General features: G+C 40.3%; 8 protein-coding genes, 1 tRNA gene and 1 pseudogene. 4 read left to right on the forward strand and 6 right to left on the reverse strand.

What is annotated here, in order from left to right:
* Positions 1 to 937: ISAs1 family transposase (locus H6F92_RS07975; RefSeq protein ID WP_190356434.1), on the reverse strand; the 937-nt coding region annotated here is incomplete at its 3' end.
* 164 nt (positions 938 to 1101) lie between these two features.
* On the opposite strand from H6F92_RS07975, the gene H6F92_RS07980 reads away from it, so the two are divergent.
* Together H6F92_RS07980 and H6F92_RS07985 are read left to right on the forward strand one after the other, a co-directional pair.
* Positions 1102 to 1428, forward strand: a complete 327-nt coding sequence (locus tag H6F92_RS07980; RefSeq protein ID WP_242030052.1) for a transposase — start codon at positions 1102 to 1104, stop codon at positions 1426 to 1428.
* A gap of 16 nt (positions 1429 to 1444) precedes the next feature.
* Positions 1445 to 1771 (forward strand): annotated as a pseudogene (locus tag H6F92_RS07985) (ISKra4 family transposase); the annotation flags it as partial.
* 319 nt (positions 1772 to 2090) lie between these two features.
* On the opposite strand, the gene H6F92_RS07990 reads toward H6F92_RS07985, so the two are convergent.
* From H6F92_RS07990 to ndhL, 3 genes are read right to left on the reverse strand one after another with little or no spacing between them, the layout of a single operon-like run.
* The gene (locus H6F92_RS07990) at positions 2091 to 2519 is read right to left on the reverse strand and encodes an ATP-dependent zinc protease family protein (protein ID WP_149107642.1); all 429 of its coding nucleotides are present in this window, start codon (positions 2517 to 2519) and stop codon (positions 2091 to 2093) included.
* Between the two features lie 4 nt (positions 2520 to 2523).
* A complete protein-coding gene (locus tag H6F92_RS07995) occupies positions 2524 to 2829 on the reverse strand; it encodes a DUF3007 family protein (protein ID WP_190357450.1) in 306 nt (101 codons plus the stop codon).
* A 19-nt stretch (positions 2830 to 2848) separates the two neighbouring features.
* Positions 2849 to 3088, reverse strand: a complete 240-nt coding sequence (gene ndhL / locus H6F92_RS08000; RefSeq protein WP_002732218.1) for an NAD(P)H-quinone oxidoreductase subunit L — start codon at positions 3086 to 3088, stop codon at positions 2849 to 2851.
* 171 nt (positions 3089 to 3259) lie between these two features.
* On the opposite strand from ndhL, the gene H6F92_RS08005 reads away from it, so the two are divergent.
* Positions 3260 to 3345: transfer RNA gene (locus H6F92_RS08005), tRNA-Leu, on the forward strand.
* A gap of 74 nt (positions 3346 to 3419) precedes the next feature.
* Here the strand turns inward: H6F92_RS08005 and H6F92_RS08010 are convergent.
* Both H6F92_RS08010 and queG read right to left on the reverse strand, forming a co-directional pair.
* Positions 3420 to 4058: an HAD-IA family hydrolase gene (locus H6F92_RS08010; protein ID WP_190357451.1), complete on the reverse strand. Its 639-nt coding sequence runs from the start codon at positions 4056 to 4058 to the stop codon at positions 3420 to 3422.
* A complete protein-coding gene (gene queG / locus H6F92_RS08015; protein WP_190357452.1) occupies positions 4048 to 4995 on the reverse strand; it encodes a tRNA epoxyqueuosine(34) reductase QueG in 948 nt (315 codons plus the stop codon). The genes H6F92_RS08010 and queG overlap by 11 nt, the downstream gene beginning before the upstream one ends.
* Before the next feature lie 152 nt (positions 4996 to 5147).
* Between queG and H6F92_RS08020 the strand changes: the two genes are divergently transcribed.
* Positions 5148 to 5348, forward strand: a complete 201-nt coding sequence (locus H6F92_RS08020; protein ID WP_416338798.1) for an orange carotenoid protein N-terminal domain-containing protein — start codon at positions 5148 to 5150, stop codon at positions 5346 to 5348.
* The last annotated feature ends 532 nt before the right edge of the window (positions 5349 to 5880 follow it).

Below are 5880 nucleotides of genomic sequence, written 5' to 3' on the forward strand. Positions count from 1 at the left end.
TATCTTCCTCAAAAATTACATCTTTTACCCAATGTAACTGATTTTCTATTTTCCAATGTCCTCGAATAATTTTAGCAAATACTTGGGCGGATTCAGTTAGGCTACTGATATAGTAAGCTGTTTCTTCATAGGTTTTATCCCCGCGACTACCCCTTCTTTCTACTTTAATAACTCTTCGCAGATTTTCAAATCCTTGTCTTTCATTTTTCCTCACTTTAAAAACTTCTATTTTTCTGGATATTTTTCGACCATGACTATTATCTTGTTCAAGAAAACAACTTTCTGGCTTTGAGGAATTACTCAGGTCTTGTATTCGCTGATAAAGATTTTTCTGATTTCCTTTAACTGTGATAACATAATCATTTTTAGTCTTGGCTATTAAGCTGATTGTTTTCTTCTGACAGTGTAAAGCATCGCCAGTAAAAACTTTATTTTGGAGAGTGCAATCCTCAATTATAGCTTGCCCTTCGTCGATTTCAGACCCTTTTTTGTTTTCAATTCTTTTTAAGTGTAATACCAAGCCACTTTCTTGACTAAACAATGAGACAAACATAATAAAATTTTGTTGTTCATTGTTAGGATTCTTTAGAGTGTTTTTGAGACTTTTTCCATCTATGTCTAGCCAATTTATATCACTTCTTTGTCCATATTCTTCTAATGCCCATTCATTAAACATTTTTAACAAACTCTGCCAGTCAACTCCCATCATTACCCTTCTAATTGTTGAATAGGATGGGACTCTTTCTGGAATTATGTTAAATTCTTGACTGAGCCTGTGCCGATTATTTTTAGCAAACTCTCCTAGCTCTCTATAACCTGAGTATCCTAGCATTGTTCCCAGTATTATTACTACTAATACTATCCATAAAGGGTGTCTTTTTCCTTGATCTTTCCGAAAGTCCTTGACTTGTTTCAGTTTTTCTATTAAGCTCAACATATCTTTCAAAAGTTCGCGTTCACTTCTCATTTTACCTGACAGTGATCGCTTTTACTTTTGATATTCTGATGGGAGAATGAAACAGCCCTACCCCTTGCCCCCCCGACGTCGGGGGGGTTGGGGGGGTGGGGGGTTAGGGCGATTAACCATCTCTGTCATTACTTATGAAAAATGGTATAAGACGACTATTCTTGTTAGATAATGGTTATCATCCTGACAAAATAGAGAAAGAGTTGGTTAAGGTCTATCCAGAGATAATGACTAAAATTCAGTTGGAACTGTCTCCAAAACCGTCAAAAACCGAAAAAGCGGAGAAGGGTTGCTCAGGATTCGTACCTGTAAAAACTCGATGGGTGATTGAAAGAAGTAATTCTTGGATGGAACGCTGCAAATCTTTAGTCAAAAATTTTGAGCGCACTTTAGAACACTCCACTACCAAAATTCATCTCTGTTTTCTTCGACTTCTACTACGACGATTAGCTGTATCCTAAGATACCAAATGGATTCTATAAAGTTGGGGAGTCATTCCAGGTAATAGAGGAGGTCAAGTCTCTTCTCTGGCAAGGTAAAGTAAAAGATTCTATCTCATGTGTTGAGGGATGCTCAGGTTCAAAAGTTGAGAATTTTATCATTTATTTGAACAAGCATAAACATCGAATTATCAATTATGATTATTTTCAGAAAGAGGAGATTTCTCTTGGTTCTGGCTCCGGGTCATCTCAAGTGAAACAAATTGGTTTTCGTCTCAAAATTACTGGTGCGAGTTGGAATTCTGGCAATGTACCGCAAGTCCTTCGTCATCGTTGTGCCTATCTGAATGGTTCTCTTTTTTAACTTTTTATTGATCTTATTAAGTATTTCTATTTATGGCCAAAGTGAGATGCTCCCGTCATCACAATTATACAGCAACAAGCTCCAAGAATTTAGATAGATAATAATACACCTGAAATTATTAAGAATGTCGAGAGACATTCCTAAAGAATCTGAGAGAGAATCAATATTATGGGCATCTAATACTAAATCTTGTTTAAAAGGGATAGGAGAGCAGCGGAGCCTTTTCAGTAAACAGTAAACAGTGAACTAAAAACTCACATCTGATAACTGATAACTGATAACTGATAACTGATGCAAAACTGATGGCTTTAAATATAACTTAACTCAGCAAAAAAGACCTATTCGGATGGACAAGAAAGCCTTTTTTTAGGGCCTCTCGTCCTAATAACATCCGAAAACCCATGACATCGCGATTAGTCAAGGTTAATTCGATCGGCCATTGACGACCACCAAGTAATACACTTGTTCTAATAACCGGACGTAGTTGACTTTGACCACCGGAATTTTTTACCTGTCGCCATTCGAGGATTTCTGCGGTGGTGGTGACAGTGTGGTGACTATCTTTTTGGTAGGGATGAACTTGAAAGCGCAGCCAATTGCGATCGCCATCTTGAAAAGGATGCAGATGAAAAGCGTGTAGGGCCGAGGAGCGAGCGCCTGTATCAATCTTGGCTTTAATTTTGGTAATGCCTAAATCAGGTAAATCGAGCCATTCTCGCCAACCGATGATGATTTTATCGGGTTTCATCCGTCTATTTAGCTTTTTCTTCTTCAATCTCCCGCTGCATTTGGGCGATTTCTTCGGGAGTCATCGCTTCCAGACGTTTTTTAAAGACGGCATCTTCGTAATCCTTGCGCTGTTTGCCGTAGGTCATATTATCGGTGGCGACTCGAAACAGATAGGTAAAAATCCAACCGATGACACCACCCACCAACACCGCTTGACTCCAAATTCCCGCCGAAGCACTATCTAAACCAGTTTTTTGCAGGATAATGTAGAGGATGCCGCCCACAGCAAACATCCCTATACCGATCCCGATGACATCAATGCGTCTCATGGGTTTTTTTGGTGATAACTTAAGCTTTTAGGGTACGACGTTGGGGACGGAAGTTAAGAAAAGGACTTAACAACAGCATCCCGGGGAAGAAAAAGCTCATCAGAAAGTACATAAACCCTCTTTCCCAAGAAGATGCCACATACCAGCGCGTATTGAGGTAGTAGTAGATAACGGCGGGAATGACGAGCAAATACAAGACACTGAGAGATAGGTAGATCAGGGCGATGATAATGGTTTCTTGCGTCAGAATTGATTGCATAAGGATTGATTTTTATCAATGGCTGTCGGTGAACTGCAATTCACCTGCTGATTATTTTACCTTGTCTTTCCCCCTTTGCGGCGATCGAATTGGCGGGCTAAAATAATTACTGAAAATACTCTTGCTAATTAAATTATTTGTGATATGATAAAAAATTGTCGGTTAAATAACGGGGGCGTGGCGGAATGGTAGACGCTACGGACTTAAAATCCGTTGAGCCTTATAAGCTCGTGAGAGTTCGAGTCTCTCTGCCCCCATCGATCGAAGTCTATATTTAAACTGAGTGTTGGATATTCTAGTACAAATGTCCATGCTCCCGGGAAAAACTTTTTCAGCCAGCCCTATCTAAAATATCCAATAATTCTAGGGGATGGTGAATGAGATGATCGGGGTTAAATTGAGTGAGAATTTGAGGGGAATTAAAGCCCCAAGCGACGGCCACCACTTGCACTTGACTTTTTTGGGCAGCAGTAATATCTCTAGTTTCATCGCCGACATAAATCATTTCATCGGGACAGAATTTATTTTGTCGGATCAGGCGATCGATAATTTTGTGTTTGCCGAATAAAGGCGTTCCCGAATAGATAAAATCAAATAAATTTAAGAGTTGATTATTGGCTAAAAAGATGGTGACGTTTTCTTTGGTATTAGAAGTTATTATTCCCAATCTATAGCCTCTTTCTTTAAGAGCGATTAGGCAGTGATCCCAGCCATGAAAGGGTTTCAGACATTCAATTTGTTTATTTAATTCCCGTTTAACTCGATAGAGTAAAAAAGGGATTTTAACGGGGGAAACTTGGGATTGTTTAATAATTTCTTGGGAACTAAGGTTTTTTAGTCTGGCCAAATCTTCCTCGTTGACGGGTTGATAACCAAAATTTTTAGCCAAACGATTGACAATCTCCACGAAAGTATCGTGGGTATCGGCGATAGTACCATCAAAATCGAACACGACTACTTTAATTGTCATCTTGTGCGGGGTTAGGGGAATGAGCTAAATTAGCTTGGGCATTACGTCGCCACTGCTGGGGTTTGATTCGACGCAGGGCCGACGAGATGAAACGACGATCCCACTCCTCTATAGTTAGATTAGCTAATTCCTCCAACTTTGGCGAGAGGTTTTCGGGACGAGGTTGAAAATCCTCCACGTCGGTAACTTGAGCAAAACGTTGATTCCAAGGACAGACATCTTGACAGATATCGCAGCCAGCTACCCAACCTTGTAAATTCTTGGCAATTTCTGTAGGCAAAGTTACAGCACGATTTTCGATGGTATGGTAGGCAATACAGCGATTAGCATCCACCACATAGGGACTAACTATTGCTTGGGTCGGACAAGCGCTTAAACAACGGCTACAGGTGCCACAATGGGCGCTATGGGGTCGATCGGGTTCTAAAGGTAAATTGGTCAATATTTCTCCTAAAAAGACCCAACTGCCGTAATTACGGGTAATTAAGTTACCATTCTTGGCAATCCAGCCGATTCCTGCTCTTTGGGCCCAGACTTTATCTTGTACTGGTCCAGTATCCACATAGTAACGGGTTTGAATTTGCTCCCCCTGACTTTCTAACCATTGACTGAGGGCTTTTAATTTTTTACTTAATACTTTGTGATAATCCCGTCCCCAAGCATAACGGGAAATTTTGCCATGGTTTTGCTCTTGACTATGTTGCTGGGGGGTGTAGTAGTTAAGGGCGAGACAAATTAGCGATCGCACTTCCGGCCAAAGAGTTTTGATATCCTGTCGTTTCGGGTTAGTCATCCAATCCATATCAGCGTGATCACCCCGCTCTAACCAGCTTTTTAGATGGGATACCGCCGAGTCTTGGCTGTCCACAGAGGCAATACCGACTCCATGGAAACCTAACTCTAGTGCTTTTTCTTTGATCTGTGTTTCTGTCACCATAGAAATATCTTAAGTCAAGTATTTGTAACAATTATTTGCAATTCTAAATTTTTTGTTACATAATGGGCTGGTAAAGAGATAAGGCAGTAAGCAAGTCTCTAAATTAAATGAACAATCACCTGTGAGGCTGATTATAAAAAATCAGCAATCCGATTACCCGCTCCTACGGTATTCCCAGTCTTAACACCAAACTGGCTTTCTGGTATCAATTAGCGGAAATGATCAAGGAAGGAACTGTGGTTCCCGTCCCCGCTAACTACAAAATGACTCGCAAGGCGAATATCGTCCTCACCCAACAAATCACCGTTTTACGCAATGCTGTAGTGGACATGGGTGTAGCTTCTCTTGCCTAGTTTTTCAACTCATCTCTATCTTTAATTTTGACCAAACAACTACCTTGATTCATAACTCCTGGCCGAGAGGTTAGGGGTTGTTTTTGAGCGAGAGCAGTTATCTTAATGGTAAGGTAGGAAGTCTCTGGTTTGAGGGAACGCCGTCATACTTTATCTTGATGAGAAACGCTGTCACCATAATAGATGAATGTTGCGGTCAGAGAGAGCCCAGCTTTAAAAGTCGGGGTTTCCCCTGACTTGCTCAATTAAGTGGGTGGGTGGAATTAAATATAAGATGAACGTAGCGACTGTCTTGATTGTCAAGGGGTAATTCAAAAAAAACTCAAGCAGTTGCCGTAAAACTCAAAATCTCAAGCCGGAAAAAAGCGCAGCAAAAGCTAAGCTGCTCAGGTTAAACCAAAGCAAGCGCAACCCTTGATTAGGGACTTCCAGAGAATAAAATACCCAACAAAAAAATAGAAAAGTGTTTTTTTGAAAAAGTAATTATTTTTGTCTAGGAAAACAAAGAGTCTCCCATTACAACCTATTTTTC

The organism is Microcystis wesenbergii FACHB-1317, from assembly GCF_014696875.1.
Classification (GTDB): domain Bacteria; phylum Cyanobacteriota; class Cyanobacteriia; order Cyanobacteriales; family Microcystaceae; genus Microcystis; species Microcystis wesenbergii_A.

Coding starts and splice junctions, on each gene's coding strand:
- H6F92_RS07980 (WP_242030052.1), top strand. CDS start 1,102: ATGAAAAATGGTATAAGACGACTATTCTTGTTAGATAATGGTTATCAT.
- H6F92_RS07990 (WP_149107642.1), bottom strand. CDS start 2,519: ATGAAACCCGATAAAATCATCATCGGTTGGCGAGAATGGCTCGATTTA.
- H6F92_RS07995 (WP_190357450.1), bottom strand. CDS start 2,829: ATGAGACGCATTGATGTCATCGGGATCGGTATAGGGATGTTTGCTGTG.
- ndhL (WP_002732218.1), bottom strand. CDS start 3,088: ATGCAATCAATTCTGACGCAAGAAACCATTATCATCGCCCTGATCTAC.
- H6F92_RS08010 (WP_190357451.1), bottom strand. CDS start 4,058: ATGACAATTAAAGTAGTCGTGTTCGATTTTGATGGTACTATCGCCGAT.
- queG (WP_190357452.1), bottom strand. CDS start 4,995: ATGGTGACAGAAACACAGATCAAAGAAAAAGCACTAGAGTTAGGTTTC.